Here is a 15,163-nt window from a genome sequence, read left to right as displayed (position 1 = left end):
AAGAGAGCACCACCGTGACGCACCCCCTTCTGGACCTGACCCCGCTGACCGCCGCGCATTTCGCGAACATCGAGCGCCGGGTCGCGGCGCTGCTCTCCACCACGCAGGACGTCGTCATCACCCAAGGTGAGGCGCTGCTGCCCCTGGAGGGCTGCATCCGCGGCGTCGCGGGCCCGGACACCACCGCGCTCAACGTCATCACCGGCCCCTACGGCCAGACCTTCGGCGACTGGCTGCGCGACTGCGGGGCCCGGGTGGTCGACCTCGCGGTGCCGTACGACTCCGCGGTGAGCGCAGCCCAGGTCGCCGAGGCGCTGGCAGAGAACCCGGAGATCGGCTTCGTCTCGCTGGTGCACGCCGAGGCGGCGACCGGCAACACCAACCCGGTGGCCGAGATCGGCCGGGTGGTCCGTGAGCACGGCGCGCTCTTCATGGTGGACGCGGTCGCGTCGGTCGGCGCCGAGCCGCTGCTCCCGGACGCCTGGGGCGTGGACCTGTGCGTGATCGGCGCCCAGAAGGCGATGGGCGGCCCGGCCGGGGTGTCGGCGGTCTCGGTGAGCGAGCGGGCCTGGCAGCGGATGGCGGCCAACCCGCAGGCGCCGCGCCGCTCGTACCTCTCGCTGCTGGACTGGAAGGAGCGGTGGATCGACGCCGGTCGCACCGCCCTGCTGCACGCCCCGGCCCAGCTGGAGATGCTGGCGCTCCAGGCGTGCGTCGAGCGGATCGAGGACGAGGGCCTGGACACGGTGATCGACCGGCACACGCGGGCGGCGGCGGCCACCCGGGCGGGTGTGAAGGCGATCGGCGGCGGTTTCGCGCCGTACGTCCGCGAGGCGGGGAACGCGGCGCCGGTGGCGACCACGCTGCGCACGCCGGAGGGTGTCGACGCCTCGGAGCTGGTGGCGCGGGCGCTGGCGGCGGACCCGGTGCTGCCGCTGGTGGCGGGTGGCGGGGCGCTGGCCAAGGAGATGATCCGGGTCAACCACTACGGCACGGCCGCGGCCGGCGGCACGGTCCACTCCTCGCTGGCGGCCCTGGGCGCCGCGCTGACCGACCTGACCGGCCGGACGGTCGACCTGGACGCGGCGCGGCGCGCGGCGACGGCGGCGTGGGAGCGCCCCTCGGCCTGACCTCTCCCCCGGCCCCGGCGGGCCGTCCGGTGCGCGGCGGATTGCCGTGGGCGGGGCGGCCCGTGCGCCTTTCCGGATGTCCGGGCACGGCGAAGACCGCGCCGACTTCGGCGCGGAGGCAGGCCATTATTCTTATCAGCAGACCTATTACGGGGAATTCCGAATTCCTTCGCACTCAGCTTCCCCTATTCGTCTGCCCGCTATCCCCCGAGCTAAACGCATCGATTTTCCAGACACCGAAACCGCGTAATTCGGACGCGTCACGCATGCGTTACGCACTTGTGACTGACTCCACACGGTGCCCGTTTCGCCCCTTATATCCAGTACAAATCACCATCTTCGGGCGGCGATTCGCGCAGGCGCACCCCCGCGCCTGATAACACAGAAAGCGCTGCCATGTAACCCCGACCCGCGATGCATTTTTCAGAGCCGATCGGTAAATTCAATTTGCATGACCGCCGCACAAGCCGACCTTGCACGTGGCCGATCCACCTCGAAGGAAATGCCAGAGGATTTGCGCCTGGACCACCCGGGCATCGAGGACGGGGCAGCCATCTGGCGTATCGCCCGCGACTCGCGCACCCTCGACCTCAACTCCTCCTACAGCTACCTCCTGTGGTGTCGCGACTTCGCCGGCACCTCCGTGGTGGCGCGCGACGCCGACGGCGAGCCGGTCGGGTTCGTGACCGGATACTTCCGGCCCGAGCGCCCGCACACCCTCGTCGTCTGGCAGGTCGCCGTGGACGCCTCGCAGCGCGGACGGGGCCTCGCCGCCGCCCTGCTGGACGGGCTGACCGACCGGCTCCGTGAGAACGGGCGGCTGGACGGGATCGAAACCACCATCACCCCGGGGAACACGCCCTCCGAGCGCCTCTTCACCTCCTACGCCAAGCGCCACGGCGCCGAGCTGGAGCGCGAGGTCCTCTTCGGCGCCGGGCTCTTCCCCGACGGGGGGCACGACCCCGAGGTGCTGTACCGCATCGGACCGTTCACCGACTGACACCGGACGCCCGCACAGCCACCCAGGTCCGGCCGGGAAGCAAGCCCCCGGCCGCCCTTCCGCACGTATCCCTGACTTCCGCCCCGCTTCACCCCCCATCTCCCAGGAGAGCAGTCGTGACCATCACCCCGCCCGCCCTGAGCGTCTTCGAGACCCTTGAGTCGGAGGTACGGAGCTACTGCCGCAGCTGGCCCGCCGTCTTCGACCGGGCCCAGGGCAGCTACCTGTACGACGAGGACGGCCACACCTACCTCGACTTCTTCGCCGGTGCCGGCGCCCTCAACTACGGCCACAACAACCCGGTGCTGAAACGCGCGCTGATCGACTACATCGAGCGCGACGGCATCACCCACGGCCTGGACATGGGCACCACCGCCAAGCGCGCGTTCCTGGAGACCTTCCAGAACGTGCTGCTGCGCCCGCGCGACCTGCCGTACAAGGTCATGTTCCCCGGCCCGACGGGCACCAACGCCGTCGAGTCGGCGCTGAAGCTGGCCCGCAAGGTCAAGGGCCGCGAGTCCATCGTCTCCTTCACCAACGCCTTCCACGGCATGTCGCTCGGCTCGCTCGCCGTGACCGGCAACGCCTTCAAGCGCGCCGGTGCCGGCATCCCGCTGGTGCACGGCACGCCGATGCCGTTCGACAACTACTTCGACGGCACCATGCAGGACTTCCTGTGGTTCGAGCGGCTGCTGGAGGACCAGGGCTCGGGCCTCAACACCCCGGCCGCGGTCATCGTCGAGACGATCCAGGGCGAGGGCGGCATCAACGTCGCCCGGCCCGAGTGGCTGCGCGCCCTCGCCGACCTGTGCAAGCGCCGCGACATGCTGCTGATCGTCGACGACATCCAGATGGGCTGCGGCCGCACCGGCCCGTTCTTCTCCTTCGAGGAGGCGGGCATCACCCCGGACATCGTCACCCTGTCGAAGTCCATCAGCGGCTACGGCATGCCGATGTCGCTCTGCCTGTTCAAGCCGGAGCTGGACATCTGGGAGCCGGGCGAGCACAACGGCACCTTCCGGGGCAACAACCCCGCCTTCGTCACCGCCGCCGCCGCGCTGGACGCGTACTGGAGCGACGGCCAGATGGAGAAGCAGACCCTCGCCCGGGGCGAGCAGGTCGAGCAGGCGCTCGCCGCGATCTTCGACGAGCACGGCGGCGAGGCCATCGCCTCCGTCCGGGGCCGGGGCCTGGTCTGGGGCATGGAGTTCACCGACAAGTCCCGTGCGGGCGCCGTCTCCAAGCGCGCCTTCGAGCTGGGTCTGCTGGTCGAGACTTCCGGGCCGGAGAGCGAGGTGGTCAAGCTGCTGCCGCCGCTCACCGTGAGCCCGGACGAGCTGGACGAGGGTCTGCGCATCCTCGCCCGCGCCGTCCGAGAGACGGCCTGACACACACCGACGGAAGAAAGGGCACGACCACACTGTGATCGTCCGATCGTTCAAGGACATCGAGAACACCGACCGGCACGTCAAGTCGGCGTCCGGCACCTGGGAGAGCAAGCGCATCGTGCTCGCCAAGGAGAAGGTCGGTTTCTCGCTGCACGAGACCATCCTCTACGCGGGGACCGAGACCGACATGTGGTACGCCAACCACATCGAAGCCGTGCTCTGCGTCGAGGGTGAGGCCGAGCTGACCAACCGCGAAACGGGCGAGACCCACTGGATCGAGCCCGGCACCATGTACTTGCTCAACGGCCACGAGAAGCACACCCTGAGGCCCAAGACAGATTTTCGCTGCGTCTGCGTCTTCAACCCGCCCGTGACCGGACGGGAGGATCACGACGAGAACGGCGTCTACCCGCTGCTGACCGAGGAGGACTGAGTCATGACTGTCGCGTCGGAACGCACCGATCTCTACCCGAGCCGGACTGCCACCGAGGTGACGATCCCGCGCAAGGACCCCGTCGTGTGGTCCCCGCAGGACGCCCCTGGACCCATCACGCGGTCCGACCTGCAGTCTTACGACGACAACGGCTTTCTCGCCATCGAGGAGCTGATCACCCCCGACGAGGTCGAGGTCTACCGCTCCGAACTGGACCGGCTGGTCGCCGACCCGCTCATCCGGGCCGACGAGCGCGCCATCGTGGAGTCCAAGTCGGAGAAGGTCCGCTCGGTCTTCGAGATCCACAAGATCAGCGAGGTCTTCGGCCGGCTCGTCCGCGACGAGCGGCTGGTGGGCCGGGCCCGCCAGATCCTCGGCTCGGACGTGTACGTCCACCAGTCCCGGATCAACGTGAAGCCGGGCTTCGGAGCCTCCGGGTTCTACTGGCACTCGGACTTCGAGACCTGGCACGCCGAGGACGGGCTGCCCAGGATGCGCACGGTGTCCGTCTCGATCGCACTGACCGAGAACTACGACACCAACGGCGGCCTCATGATCATGCCGGGGTCGCACCGCACGTACGTGGGGTGCAACGGCGTCACGCCGAAGGACAACTACAAGCGGTCGCTCCAGATGCAGGACGCGGGCATCCCCTCGGACGAGGTGCTGACCGAGTTCGCCGACCGGCACGGCATCCGGCTCTTCACCGGCAAGGCCGGGTCGGCCACCTGGTTCGACTGCAACGCCATGCACGGCTCCGGGGACAACATCACCCCGTACCCGCGCAGCAACGTGTTCATCGTCTTCAACAGCGTCGAGAACGCTGCTGAGGAGCCCTTCGCGGCGCCCGTCCGGCGCCCGGAGTTCATCGGGGCGCGTGACTTCACTCCGGTGAAGTGAGCTTCATCCAGGTGGAGCAGGCACACCGGGTGAACCGCTGACAGCGGTCCGCCCACGCACCAGCGCACACGGCGCCCGGGCCACGGGACCGGGGGCGGCCACAGGCGGGCCGCTCCCGGTCCGGTTGCGTTTCGGGGGCCGTCACGGCGTTCCGGGCCCCTTCACAGGAGGCTCCGGTCGGCCGGTCAGAGGGCCGGGTAGTCGGTGTATCCCCCGGCCCCACCGCCGTACATGGTGGCCCGCCGGGCCTCGTTGAAGGGGCCGCCGGCGCGCAGCCGGGCGGGCAGGTCCGGGTTGGCGAGGAAGAGCTGGCCGAAGCTGACGAGGTCGGCGGTGCCCTCCTCGACCAGGGCCAGCGCGTCGAGGCCGGTCGGTCCCTCGGTCGCCGGGTTGAGCATCACGGGGCCGCCGAAACGCTCCCGCAGGCGGACGGTGAGCGCCCGGCGCGCGGGCACGTCCTCGGCGATGTGCAGGTAGGCGAGGCCGAGCGGGGCGATCCGCTCCACCAGGGCGGTGTACTCCGGCTCCGGCTCGGGCTCCACGATGCTGTTGAAGGCGTTGCCGGGCGAGACGCGCAGGGCGGTCCTGGCGGCACCGATCTCGGCGGCGACCGCCTCGGTGACCTCGGCCGCGAACCGGACGCGCCCCTCGACCGAGCCGCCCCAGCCGTCGTCACGGTGGTTGGAGCCGGGGGCGAGGAACTGGTGGATCAGGTAGCCGTTGGCGCCGTGCAGCTCGACCCCGTCGAACCCCGCGGCCACGGCGTTGCGGGCGGCCGTGACGTAGTCGGCGAGGGTGGCGCGGATCTCGTCCGCGGTCAGCTCGCGCGGAGTGACGAAGTCCTTCGGGCCCTCGGCCGTGTAGACCTGCCCGGCGGCGGCGACGGCCGACGGTGCCACGTTGACCTCGCCCTCGGGGAGCAGCGAGGGGTGGCCGATCCGTCCGGCGTGCATGAGCTGGGCGAAGATCCGGCCGCCGGCCCCGTGCACGGCGTCGGTGACCGCGCGCCATCCGGCCACCTGGTCGGCGGAGTGCAGCCCGGGGGTGTCCGGGTAGCCCTGGCCCACGGCGGAGGGCTGGACGCCCTCGGAGACGATCAGGGCGGCCGAGGCGCGCTGCGCGTAGTACTCGGCCATGAGCGCCGTCGGCACGCCCGCCGCGCCGGAGCGGCTGCGGGTCATGGGGGCCATGGCGATGCGGTGCGGGAGCTTGGTGCCGGACAGGTCGAGGTGCTCGAAGTCACGGGCGGTCTCCAGTGGGGGAACGGGCGGTTCCGGGCAGAGCGGGGCCGCGGCCGATCCATTGCATGGCCGGCCAGCTAATAGGCCGGTGCCCCTGTAACCCATTGATTGGTCGGCCAAAGGTATAGTCGGCGGAGACCGCGCACCCCTCGACCGACGGCACGTCCCGTCTCCGCGGCGGCGCCCGCGGCCCGCCCAGAGGACCGCCACGACCCAGCGGGAGACGTTGAATGAACGACGCGACCGGCCCCGAGCAGGGCCCCTGTACCTGGCCCGCCGAGGCGGGCGTCGCCCTGCCCGGCGGGCCGTTCGGCCACCTCGTCACGCGGGTGGCCCGGCTGCACCGGACCGCCGCCGGGCGGGCGCTGCGGGAGACGGGCCTCTACCCGGGCCAGGAGATCGTCCTCGGCCACCTCTGGGAGGCGGGCCGCCCGGTCCGCCAGTCCGAGCTGATCAAGGCGGTGGAACTCGACCCGTCCACGGTGACCAAGACGCTCCAGCGGCTGGAGCAGGCCGGGCACGTCAGCCGCACCCCCGACCCGGCCGACCGGCGGGCCGTCCTGGTCGAGGCGACCCCCCTCAGCTGCGGGCTGAGCCGGCAGGTCGAGGCGGCCTGGGCCGGGCTGGAGGAGTACGCCCTGGCGGGCCTCACCCGCGCCGACCGCGCCGAACTCGGGCGCCTGCTGGCGGCGGTGGAGGCCAACTTGTGCGACCGGGTGCGGGGGTGCCCGGAGCAGGGGGAACCGCAGGGGTAACGGGCTCCGACCACCGCCGGAGCCCCGGGCGCGGCCTCAGCCGTCGAGCGCGTCCACCAGCCGGTCCACGTCGCCCGCGGTGTTGTACAGGTGGAACGAGGCCCGGAGCATCCCCGCCCGGTCGGAGACCGTGATCCCCCGCTCCCCCAGGGCCCCGGCGCGCTCCCCGAGCCCCGGCACGGAGACGATGGCCGAGCCGGGGGCCGGAACCGGGGCGTGCCCGGCGAGGGTCAGCCGCTCCCGGAACCGTTCGGCGAGTGCGACGTCGTGGGCGCCCACCGCCTCGGTGCCGATCCGTTCCAGCAGGGCGAGGGAGTGCCGGGCGCCCGCCCAGGCGAGCATGGCCGGACTCTCGTCGTAGCGGCGTGCGCTGCGGGCCAGTTCGGTGACGGGGCCGTAGCAGCTGTCGAACGGGGCCTCGCCGGCGACCCACCCCGCCAGGAGCGGGGGCAGGACGCCGAGGTCCTCGGGGGCGACGAGGAAGGCGGTTCCCTTCGGGCAGAGCAGCCACTTGAAGCCGACGCAGACGGTGTAGTCGTCCGCGTCGGCGTCGAGTGTGTTCCAGCCGGCGGCCTGCGAGGCGTCGACCAGGGTGCGGGCGCCGTGGGCGCGGGCCGCCTCGCGGACGGCGGTGAGGTCGGCGCGGCGGCCGTCGGCGGACTGCACCGCACTGACGGCGACCAGCGCGGTGGCCTCGGTGACGTGCTCGGCGATCCGCTCCAGCGGCACGGTGCGCACGGTCAGTCCGGGCCGCGTGTGGAAGGGGTTGACCAGCGAGCTGAAGTCGCCGTCGGCGGTCAGCACCTCGGCGCCGTCCGGCAGCGAGGAGGCGATCAGGCCGGTGTACGTCGCCACGGAGGAGCCGGTGGCGACCCGGGCGACGGGGACGTCCACCAGCCGGGCGAAGGAGGCCCGGGCGGCCTCCATGTCGGCGAACATGTCGGGTGGGGCTCCGGCGGCGGAGGCGTCGACCGCTTCGTGTACGGCCCTCGCCGCGCTCCGCGGCAGGAGGCCGGTGCCGGCGGTCGCCAGGTGCGTCCGGGAAGGCGTGAACTCGTCTTCGGCCAGGCTGTGGTCGAGGTCCATGCGGCCACTGTGCACCTCCTCCCGGCGGGCGTCCATGGTGCGGTGTGCGCCGAACGGTCCCTGACACGCTTCCGGCCCGCCCCCGCCGGGGCGGAGGCCGGGCCGGAAGGACGCGGGCGCGGGTCAGCGCCGCGGGAGCTCGCAGCCGTCGGGGCCGCACGCCTCGCCGCCCTCGGCGCCCGCCGGAGTGGCGAGCCCGGCGGCCGGGACGTGGCTCTCCCACGCCTGGGTGAGCGCCTGCGCGAAGACCTCGGCGGGCTGGGCCCCGGAGACGCCGTACCGGCGGTCGAGGACGAAGAACGGGACGCCGTTGGCTCCCAGCTCGGTGGCGGCGCGCTCGTCGGCGCGGACCTCGGCGGCGTACCGCTGCTCGTCGGCGAGGACCGCGCGGGCCTCGGCCTCGTCGAGCCCGGCCTCCACGGCGAGGGCGACGAGCCGCTCGTCGTCCGCGAAGACGGTCTCCTCCTCGGCGAAGTTGGCCCGGTACAGCACGGCGAGCAATGCGTCCTGGCGGCCGTGCGCCTTGGCCAGGTGCAGCAGCCGGTGCATGTCGAAGGTGCTGCCGTGGTCGCGGCCCTCGGTGCGGTACGGCAGACCCTCGTCGGCGGCGTTCCGGCCGAGGTTCCGCTCGGCCTCCGCGGCCTGCGCCTCGCTCATGCCGAACTTCTTCGCGAGCATCGGCAGGACCAGCTCGGGGGTGCCCTTCGGGCGGGCCGGGTCGAGTTCGAAGGAGCGGTGGACGACCTCGATCCGGTCGCGGTGCGGGAAGGCGGCGAGCGCCTTGTCGAACCGCGCCTTTCCTACGTAGCACCAGGGACAGGCGATGTCTGACCAGATCTCGACGCGCATGGCTGCGGTTCAACTCCTCTGCCCGGGGCGGGCGGGTCGGGGCGGGACGGTGGTCCCGCGGGCGGGGCAGGGCACCAGGGTACGGAGGCGGCCTCCGCTCTTCCGCAACGCGGGTGCGGACCGGCGCATTCCGTAGCCTTCCGGGCCCGCCCCCGGCCTCCGCGTCAGGCCCCGTGCTCCGCCCGGCCGTCCACCCGGCGGGGCAGCCCCAGCGGGTTGCCGTCCCGCAGCTCCGGCGGAAGGAGCGCCTGAGGCGTGGTCTGGTACGCGACCGGGCGCAGCCAGCGTTCGACGGCGGCGGTGCCGACCGAGGTGGCCGAGGAGGTCGCCGCCGGGTAGGGGCCGCCGTGGTGCTGGGCGTCGGCGACCGCGACCCCGGTGGGCCAGCCGCCCACGACGACCCGGCCGGCCAGGCGGGTGAGCCGTTCCAGGAGCGCGGCCGCGCCGCCCTCGCCGCGCTCCTCGGCCGCGGAGAGGTGCAGCGTGGCGGTGAGGTTGCCGGGCAGCCGGGCGAGGAGCGCCTCGGCCTCGGCGGGCCCGTCGTAGCGGGCGAGGACGGTGACCGGCCCGAAGCACTCCTCCAGGAGCAGATCGTGCGGGCCCGCGGCGGCCAGCCGGGGCGCGGCAACCGTGAGGAAGCCCGCGGCCACCGTGTGCTCGCCCGCCGCGCCGGGGGTGACCGGGCTCTCCACCCCGTCCAGCGCGGCGCGCTCGGTGACCCCGGCGAGGAAGGCGTCCCTGATGCGGGCGTCGAGGAGCACTCCGGCCTCGGTGTCGCTGACGGCGGCGGTCAGCGCCGTCACCAGCCGGTCCCCGTCCTCGCCCGCCGGGACCAGCACCAGCCCGGGCTTCACGCAGAACTGGCCCGTCCCCAGTGTCACCGAGGCGGCCAGCCCCTCGGCGACCTCGCCCGCCCGCTCGGCGGCGGCGCCGGGGGTGACGAGGACCGGGTTGAGACTGCCCAGTTCGCCGTGGAAGGGGATGGGCACGGGCCGGGCCGCCGCCGCGTCGAAGAGGGCGCGCCCGCCGCGTACGGAACCGGTGAACCCGGCGGCGGCGAGGAAGGGGTGGCTGATCAGGGCCACGCCCGCGTCGAAGCCGTGCACGAGCCCGAAGACCTCGGGCGGCACGCCGGTGTCGGCGGCGGCCCGGCGCAGCAGCGCGAGGGTGAACTCGGAGGTGGCCGGGTGGTCCGGGTGGGCCTTGACCACGACGGGGCAGCCCGCCGCCAGGGCGCTGGCGGTGTCGCCCCCGGGCACGGAGAAGGCGAAGGGGAAGTTCCCGGCCGCGTAGACGGCGACAACGCCGAGCGGTACCCGCATGCTCCGCAGGTCGGGGACGGGCGGGGTGGCGGCGGGGTCGGGGTGGTCGATACGGACGCCGAGGAAGGCCCCCTCCTCCACCAGGGCGGCGAAGATCCGCAACTGGCTGGTGGTCCGCGTCAGTTCACCGTCGAGGCGGACGGGGCCGAGAGCCGTCTCGGCGTCGGCGGCCTCCACCAGGTGGGCCCGGGCCCCGTCGAGCCGGTCGGCCGCCGCCCGCAGCAGCGCGGCCCGTACGGCCCGGTCGGCGAGGGCGCCGCGTGCGGCGTGGGCCGCGCGTACCGCCTGGTCGACCTCGGCCCCGGTGGCCTCCACGGCGACCTGCTCGCGCTCCTTGCCGGTCCGGGGGTCGACACTCCATACGGCTCCTGCTGCCACGGCGGGGCTCCTTCGGTACGGGCCACAACCGACGGCGCCGTCCGTGCCGGGCGCTGTCCCGTACCGGGCGCGGTCTCATCGGGGGTGCGGTCTCGTCAGGGTGGGGGATGAGACTCCTGAGGGCGGAGCTCTTGGGCGCGGAGGCTATGCGGGGGTGATCACGGGGGTCAAGGGGCGGCCTGTCGCGCAGAACTCCCCCCGCGCCGCGCCGGGGGCGGGCGCGGGAGACTGCCGGGGCGATCGAGCGGTCGGCGGCGGTACGGATCGTCGAGGGGCGCCCGGCACGGGAGTTGGGCGCGCTGGTGGCCGTGGACCCGCGTACTGCGCGTCCGGCGGTGACGGAGGTGGCGGCGCGTCCGCCGGTGTGGAGCGCCGCGTGGGCGCGGAGGGGGAAGCGGCGCTTACGCTGGCCGGCACCGGCCCGTTCCTGGCCGATCACGTCGACGGCGGGCCGTACGCGCCGGCGGCGTGGACGCCGCGACCGGGGCATGGAGGCGGAGTACCGCGCCGGGGTCCGCGGTCTACCGGTGCGCACCCCGGTTAACGACTTCCACGACGAGATCCGCGCGCTCGCCGAGACGCCGGGCCGTGGCCCGGCGCCGCTCGCTCTGCGGCGGCGGCTCCCCGGTCTCCCCCTCGCGGACGCCGACGCGCACCTCGCGGCGCTGCGGGCGGGCCGGGCGCCCGGGGCACGGTCGCGCGCGGTGGCGGCCAAGGCACTGCGGCCGCCCGCCCCGTGCGTTCCGGGGATCCGGCGATCCGGCCAGTAGGGGCCGGAGCGGCACGCTCGTGAACCGGCGTCCGAGGGAGCCGGTCGCCGGGCGGCCGTGTCCGAGGGGAGCGCCTCCAGGCGGTCATCGCCACCTTCGAGAGCGGGCCGGTCGGCGGCGGACGGCGACAGGGGGAGGTCCGCCTTCCGAGGGGGCCTCAGAAGACGGCCGCCCCTCCTTACCCCGTCTCCCGTGCCAAGTGGGGCCGTGCACCTGGGCAATCGCCCGATGCCCCGGCACCCCCTGCGCCGCGGCCCTGCGCCCATGACCACCACCCCGCGCACCGCGCGCCACATCCTCCGCGACCGTGAGGCGTCCTTGTTCCTGAGCGCGGTCCTCGTCTCGGGCTTCGGCTCCTCGGCGATGGCCCTGGCCGCCGGAGTCTGGATGAAGGAGCTGACCGCGTCGGACAGCCTCGCCGCCCTGGCCACGGCCGCCCTGTGGGCCGCCGTCCCGGCGGGCCCGTGGCTGGGCGCCCTCGCCGACCGGTTCCGGCGCGGCCCGCTGCTCGTACGGACCAACCTCGCCGCCGCCGCGCTCCTCCTGCTCCTCGCCGCCACCGCCTCCCCCGACCGGCTCTGGCTCTTCCTCACCGTGCTGGTGCTGTACGGCGTGTGCGGCGTCGTCCACGACGCGGCGGAGACGGCCCTGGTCGCCACCGCCGTCGACGCCCGGCTGCTGGGCGGCTTCAACGGGCTCCGCCTGACGGCGAACGAGTCCATGAAACTCCTCGCCCCGCTCGCCGGCGCCGCCCTCTTCACCTGGTACGGGGGCCGCGCCGTCGCCCTGCTGGACGCGCTGACCTTCCTGTCCGCCGCCGGGCTCTACGCCCTGCTCCGCGCCCCCGAACCCGCCCGTCCGCCCCTCCCCCGGCGACGGCCCCGGGGCCCGCTGCTGCCGCCCGCCCCCGCCCTGCGGGCCCTGGTCGCGGCCGGAGCCTGCACGATGCTGCTCGCCGGGATCAACGGGGCGAGCGTCTACGCCGTGGTCGACGCGGGGCTCGGCCGCGCGCCGGGCTGGGCGGGCGTCCTCTACGCGGTGCAGGGCGCCGGGTCGGTGGCGACCGGCCTCGCCGCCGGGAGGCTGCTGCGGCGCCTGGGCGAGCGGGGGTTCGCCGCCGGGGGCGTCGTGCTCTTCGGGCTGGGCGTCGCGGCGCGGGCCCTGCCGGACGACGCGGCGGTGCTCACCGGGAGCCTGCTGATCGGCGCGGGTCTGCCCTGCGTACTGATCGCCGCGCTCACGGCGGTGCAGCGGGAGACGCCCGCCGACCGGCTCGGCGTGACGGCGGGCCGGGTCCACACCCTGCTGTACACGCCGAACGCCGTGGCACTGCTCGCCGGAGCGGGCCTGGTCGCGGTCGCCGACCACCGCGTGCTGCTGGCGGTCACCGGGGCGGCGGCGCTCGTCTGCGCGGCGGGGCTGGCGTTCGGGGGGCGGGGTGAAGGCGTCCGCCGGCCCCCGGGGAGGCCGGAGGCGTCGGTCCCCGGAGCGCGGACGCGCCCGTTCGGGCGAAGCCGGGAACTTCCGCGCGGGTAAGGGAACGGCAAAGCGGGGTCGTTCGTTCCTCCGGACATGACAGCTATGACCCCCGGCTCGAACATCCCTCTCACCGCCACCAGCGTGACGGTGGACGTCTCCGCCCCGGTGCGGCTCGACGTCTCGGGCCTGCTGCTCACCGCCGACGGCAAGGTGCGCTCCGACGACGACTTCATCTTCTACAACCAGCCCACGGGCGCCGGTGTGACCTACCGCTCGGGCGGCGGCTCGGCCCCCGACGCGATCGTGGTCGACACCGCCTCGGTCCCGGCCCAGATCGAGAAGATCGTGGTGACGGCCAGCCCGGACGCCGCTGGCCAGACCTTCCAGGGCATCGAGCCCACCGCCACCATCCGCGGTGGTGACGGCCAGGCCCTCGCCACCTTCACCCCGCCGCAGCTCGGCGCGGAGACCGCCCTCGTCGTCATCGAGGTCTACCGCCGCAACGGCGCGTGGAAGGCCCGCGCCGTCGGCCAGGGCTACGCCGACGGGCTGGCCGGCATCGCCACCGACTTCGGGGTGAGCGTCGAGGAGGAGCCGGCCGCCGCGCCGGCCCCCGCCCCGGCCGCCGCGCCTGCCGCCCCGGACCCGCGCGCCGCCATGTCGACACCGCCGCCCGCCACGCCCCAGGCCGCACCGGCTCCCCCGGCCCCCGGCTCCGGCAAGATCAACCTGGACAAGGGCCGGGTCAGCCTCCAGAAGAACCAGACCGTCTCCCTGGTCAAGGGCGGCCGCCCGCTGCTCTCCCAGGTCAAGATGGGCCTCGGCTGGGAGCCGGCCTTCCGCGGCAAGGACATCGACCTGGACGCCTCGGTCATCGCCTACGGCCCGCAGCGCAACCAGCTCGACAGCTGCTACTTCGGCCGCCTCTCGATCCTGAACGGCGCCGTCAAGCACTCCGGCGACAACCTCACCGGTGAGGGCGGCGGTGACGACGAGGTCATCGTGGTGGACCTCGGCCGCCTCCCGGCCGACGTCAGCGGCCTCGTCTTCACGGTGAACTCCTTCTCCGGCCAGAAGTTCACCGAGGTCGCCAAGGCGTACTGCCGCCTGGTGGACGCGGCGACCGACGAGGAGCTGGTCCGCTTCGACCTCACCTCGGCCGAGCCGCAGACCGGCGTGCTCATGGCCAAGCTGATCCGCCAGTTCTCCGGCGAGTGGGAGATGACAGCCATCGGCGACTTCGTGAAGTCCCGCACCGTACGCGGCATGGTGAAGCCCGGCGCCCAGGCGCTGTAGGGGCGCCTGACACATCTCGCACGGCGCCTGGAGCGCCCGGCGCGGACGGACGGGGCAGCACCGGACCCACGGTGCTGCCCCGCCGTACGTCCCGGCCCCGCACCGCTCTCCGGGTCGCCCGGCCGCCTCGCCGGCCCGGCCGTCGGTCTCCGGGCTCCCCCGGATCCCGGCGCCGCCCGAAACCGCACCCCGCCTCACCTCGGCGGGAGCCTCTTGGCCAGGGGGCGCAGGCCCTCGCGGGTAACGCGCCGGGCCAATGAGGCGGCGAACGTCACAATCGGCCGCTCTCCAGCCGAAATTCGCGCGTCTTTGCAGGTCAGACGCTGTTCCCGACGGACGATGCCGATTCGGCGGCGGTCAATACGCAGCGAAAGATCACAGGGAGCACCTACTCTGTTCACATGTCCTCCACCCCCGTCACCGCCCGCGTGCGCCCCCCGTCCGTCATAAACGAGCAGATCCGCGCCCTCATGCTGCGCTCTGCCGGACGGCTCACGGCAGCACAGCGAGCGGAGTACGAAGCGCTGGTGGAGGAGTGGGCGACGGCCGTCAGCGCCGAGGTGACCGAGGCCGCGTAGCCTCCGCCGCCGCGCCCCAGGCACCCACCCGGCGATCGCGGGTCCCGGCCGCGCGTACCGCCGCTCGCGGACCACGCGCCCCCCACACCCCCACGCGCCCTCGAATGCGCCCGGAAAGGCCGACTCGGCCCGTACTACGGGGTGTTCCGGGACGGGCGGATGTGATCCTCACAGCATCCCCACGAAGAACCCCCAGGTCACAGCCGCGTCTCGGTGCGATCAGTGACTGCTCCGTGGCGGAACGTCAGTTCTTTCCCCTAGGCTTGCTCACATGTCCACGAACCACCCCCATTCCGGCCCCGCACGGCGTACGGCCGCCGTGCTGAACGAGCAGATCCGCGGCCTGTGGCTGCGCGCGGGCGGTTCCCTCTCCCCCGACGAGGCCGCGGAGTACCAGCGGCTGGTCACCGAGTGGGCGGCGGCCATCCGCGACGAGATCGTGGAAGCGGCCTGACACTCCGGACCGGATGCCGGAGCGGACGAGACGACAGTACGCACGCGGCACAGACGCACCCCGTAGGCACGCACGACGGCGGCGGCCCGGACCAGAGGATGGTC

Annotated in this window: 14 protein-coding genes; 10 read left to right on the top strand and 4 right to left on the bottom strand. The window is 73.7% G+C overall.

Annotation, left to right across the window (positions count from 1 at the left end; genetic code table 11):
• The first annotated feature begins 14 nt into the window (after positions 1–14).
• The 5 genes from ACFWMZ_RS19220 (at position 15) to thpD (ending at position 4,851) form a co-directional block, all read left to right on the top strand.
• Positions 15–1,130: a pyridoxal-phosphate-dependent aminotransferase family protein gene (locus ACFWMZ_RS19220; protein WP_383202978.1), complete on the top strand. Its 1,116-nt coding sequence runs from the start codon at positions 15–17 to the stop codon at positions 1,128–1,130.
• A gap of 451 nt (positions 1,131–1,581) precedes the next feature.
• A complete protein-coding gene (ectA, locus tag ACFWMZ_RS19215) occupies positions 1,582–2,130 on the top strand; it encodes a diaminobutyrate acetyltransferase (RefSeq protein ID WP_383184026.1) in 549 nt (182 codons plus the stop codon).
• Between the two features lie 116 nt (positions 2,131–2,246).
• On the top strand, positions 2,247–3,518 hold the full coding sequence (gene ectB / locus ACFWMZ_RS19210; protein WP_383184024.1) for a diaminobutyrate--2-oxoglutarate transaminase: 1,272 nt from the start codon (positions 2,247–2,249) through the stop codon (positions 3,516–3,518).
• Positions 3,519–3,552: 34 nt separating this feature from the next.
• Positions 3,553–3,951 carry an ectoine synthase gene (locus ACFWMZ_RS19205; protein ID WP_003947422.1) on the top strand — a complete coding sequence of 133 codons (399 nt, stop codon included), beginning with the start codon at positions 3,553–3,555 and terminating at the stop codon, positions 3,949–3,951.
• Positions 3,952–3,954: 3 nt separating this feature from the next.
• A complete protein-coding gene (gene thpD, locus ACFWMZ_RS19200; protein ID WP_383184022.1) occupies positions 3,955–4,851 on the top strand; it encodes an ectoine hydroxylase in 897 nt (298 codons plus the stop codon).
• Positions 4,852–5,036: 185 nt separating this feature from the next.
• Here the strand turns inward: thpD and ACFWMZ_RS19195 are convergent, their stop codons facing one another.
• A complete protein-coding gene (locus ACFWMZ_RS19195) occupies positions 5,037–6,197 on the bottom strand; it encodes an alkene reductase (protein ID WP_383202975.1) in 1,161 nt (386 codons plus the stop codon).
• Positions 6,198–6,322: 125 nt separating this feature from the next.
• Between ACFWMZ_RS19195 and ACFWMZ_RS19190 the strand changes: the two genes are divergently transcribed.
• The gene (locus ACFWMZ_RS19190; protein ID WP_383184018.1) at positions 6,323–6,847 is read left to right on the top strand and encodes a MarR family winged helix-turn-helix transcriptional regulator; all 525 of its coding nucleotides are present in this window, start codon (positions 6,323–6,325) and stop codon (positions 6,845–6,847) included.
• A 36-nt stretch (positions 6,848–6,883) separates the two neighbouring features.
• Here ACFWMZ_RS19190 and ACFWMZ_RS19185 read toward each other — a convergent pair whose 3' ends face one another.
• The 3 genes from ACFWMZ_RS19185 to ACFWMZ_RS19175 all read right to left on the bottom strand — a co-directional run bounded on the left by ACFWMZ_RS19185 (position 6,884) and on the right by ACFWMZ_RS19175 (position 10,482).
• Complete coding sequence (locus ACFWMZ_RS19185; RefSeq protein ID WP_383184016.1) at positions 6,884–7,933, bottom strand: aminotransferase class V-fold PLP-dependent enzyme; 1,050 nt, start codon at positions 7,931–7,933, stop codon at positions 6,884–6,886.
• A 123-nt stretch (positions 7,934–8,056) separates the two neighbouring features.
• Positions 8,057–8,782: a DsbA family oxidoreductase gene (locus ACFWMZ_RS19180; RefSeq protein WP_383184014.1), complete on the bottom strand. Its 726-nt coding sequence runs from the start codon at positions 8,780–8,782 to the stop codon at positions 8,057–8,059.
• Positions 8,783–8,946: 164 nt separating this feature from the next.
• Positions 8,947–10,482, bottom strand: a complete 1,536-nt coding sequence (locus tag ACFWMZ_RS19175) for an aldehyde dehydrogenase (NADP(+)) (protein WP_383202972.1) — start codon at positions 10,480–10,482, stop codon at positions 8,947–8,949.
• A 1,034-nt stretch (positions 10,483–11,516) separates the two neighbouring features.
• Here ACFWMZ_RS19175 and ACFWMZ_RS19170 point away from each other — a divergent pair.
• The 4 genes from ACFWMZ_RS19170 (at position 11,517) to ACFWMZ_RS19155 (ending at position 15,059) form a co-directional block, all read left to right on the top strand.
• Positions 11,517–12,788, top strand: a complete 1,272-nt coding sequence (locus tag ACFWMZ_RS19170) for an MFS transporter (RefSeq protein ID WP_383202969.1) — start codon at positions 11,517–11,519, stop codon at positions 12,786–12,788.
• A 45-nt stretch (positions 12,789–12,833) separates the two neighbouring features.
• Positions 12,834–14,027, top strand: coding sequence for a TerD family protein (locus ACFWMZ_RS19165; protein ID WP_383203039.1), 1,194 nt, complete (start codon positions 12,834–12,836; stop codon positions 14,025–14,027).
• Positions 14,028–14,428: 401 nt separating this feature from the next.
• The gene (locus ACFWMZ_RS19160; RefSeq protein WP_383184241.1) at positions 14,429–14,605 is read left to right on the top strand and encodes a hypothetical protein; all 177 of its coding nucleotides are present in this window, start codon (positions 14,429–14,431) and stop codon (positions 14,603–14,605) included.
• Between the two features lie 271 nt (positions 14,606–14,876).
• Positions 14,877–15,059: a hypothetical protein gene (locus tag ACFWMZ_RS19155; protein WP_030695107.1), complete on the top strand. Its 183-nt coding sequence runs from the start codon at positions 14,877–14,879 to the stop codon at positions 15,057–15,059.
• Positions 15,060–15,163 lie beyond the last annotated feature (104 nt).

This window comes from Streptomyces sp. NPDC058373 (genome assembly GCF_042723275.1).
GTDB lineage: Bacteria > Actinomycetota > Actinomycetes > Streptomycetales > Streptomycetaceae > Streptomyces.
The sequence above is the reverse complement of the archived record's forward strand: the minus strand, read 5'-3'. Positions and strand labels throughout refer to the sequence as shown.